Raw genomic sequence first — 1,463 nt, 5'->3', positions numbered from 1 at the left:
AACCGTCAACGTCGCGAGATCTGGTGGCGGTTCACCCGTCCCGCAATGGACCTTTACCGTGCCATCTCCGACTTGGACCGTGTTCTGGTGGTAGCACGGGTGAGCCGAACAGCCATGGCGACCATCGTGCCCACGGGTCAGGTACTGAACGAGAAGATCGTTCTCTTTGCCAGTGACCGTGTTGATACAATGGCCCTGCTGAACTCAAGTATTCACGTACTATGGGCATGGAAATATTCGGCGACGCTGAAATCTGACCTTCAGTACACTCCGTCCGATTGCTTTGAAACATTCCCCATGCCGCAAAATCTCCCTCTCTTGGAATCTTCCGGAAAGAACCTAATCGAAACCCGCACTGCAATCATGCGGAACCGAGAGTGCGGCCTTACGAAGCTTTATAATCTGGTCAATGATCCACAGGTTTCCGCTAGCGATATAAGTAAGCTCCGCGAGTGCCATAAAGCTGTCGATGAGGCGGTGGCTGAAGCTTACGAATGGGGCGACCTTGACCTCGGCCATGGATTCCATGAAACCCGAAATGGGGTCCGCTTCACTGTCGCTCCAGTGGTGCAAAATGAGATCCTGGACAGACTTCTTGAACTCAACCATACGCGCTTCAATCGAGAAGCAGATGCGGTAAGCCATGAACGACTGGTGCAATCACCCATGCGCGACGCCGAAGGAGTCGTCGCACTTCACGGGGATACCTTGTTCTGACGTAACTCTCAGAACAAGGTATCCCCGTGAAGTGCCGGAGTTAGGTGTTCCTGATCATGAACTGCCGATCTGGCCGCAACGCCATGCCGGTCCATTGCTTGAGGGGAATTTTTTGGTGAGTTTCTTTCATGCTGAGCATGGTTAAGCTCAAGAAGCCTGTCTAGGATTTCAATCTGAGCCGATGGCGCGACCGTGAATCGCGTACCTTGTCGATTTGGATAGAAATCGTGAGCGAGGTCGACGTCTAGCCAATTGTAGGACTCAAGTACAGATCGGTCGATCTTCCGGTGGTTCTCGCGCAGAGACTCGATGTCACTATCCTTCACGGCAGGGTCATGGACCATGTTGTATAGCCTTGTGAGTCCTACGCTTCTGTCAATCATTACATCAAATCTCAACCTGTCGAGAATTTCCCCATTGCTTCGGACTCCGACAGTGGTGACTGGGCGAGGGAATGTCTCGTAAACGTCGGACGGAGAGTAATTGAGATCCGCCTTCATCGTTGATGAATTGCGCCATGCCCAAATCGAGTGGAATGAACTCGAGAGTAGGGCGAGGTTGCTACCCTCGGCCGTAGCGAAGACTCCCAATTTATGAGAAAGGACTTGGCGGCTGGGTACACGAGCTGGCATGACCGTTCGACTGACAAGCGCTACCACCAGAACACGGTCCAAGTCGGAGATGGCACGGTAAAGGTCCATTGCGGGACGGGTGAACCGCCACCAGATCTCGCGACGTTGACGGTT

General features: G+C 53.1%; 2 protein-coding genes. One reads left to right on the top strand and one right to left on the bottom strand.

The window, feature by feature from the left end; translation table 11 throughout:
* Positions 1-717, top strand: a 717-nt coding sequence (locus ACIBW6_RS34840; protein ID WP_399066948.1) for a type IIL restriction-modification enzyme MmeI, incomplete at its 5' end; no start/stop codon positions are given.
* Between the two features lie 8 nt (positions 718-725).
* Here the strand turns inward: ACIBW6_RS34840 and ACIBW6_RS34835 are convergent.
* Entirely contained in the window at positions 726-1,349 is a 624-nt protein-coding gene (locus ACIBW6_RS34835; protein WP_399066950.1) for a type IIL restriction-modification enzyme MmeI, read from the bottom strand.
* Between the last annotated feature and the right edge of the window lie 114 nt (positions 1,350-1,463).

Source organism: Streptomyces sp. NPDC049813 (assembly GCF_044465085.1).
In the GTDB taxonomy this organism is placed as follows: domain Bacteria; phylum Actinomycetota; class Actinomycetes; order Streptomycetales; family Streptomycetaceae; genus Streptomyces.
The sequence above is the reverse complement of the archived record's forward strand: the minus strand, read 5'-3'. Positions and strand labels throughout refer to the sequence as shown.

Excerpts from the sequence above, each read along its gene's own strand:
- ACIBW6_RS34835 (WP_399066950.1), bottom strand. The coding sequence starts at position 1,349 with ATGCCAGCTCGTGTACCCAGCCGCCAAGTCCTTTCTCATAAATTGGGA.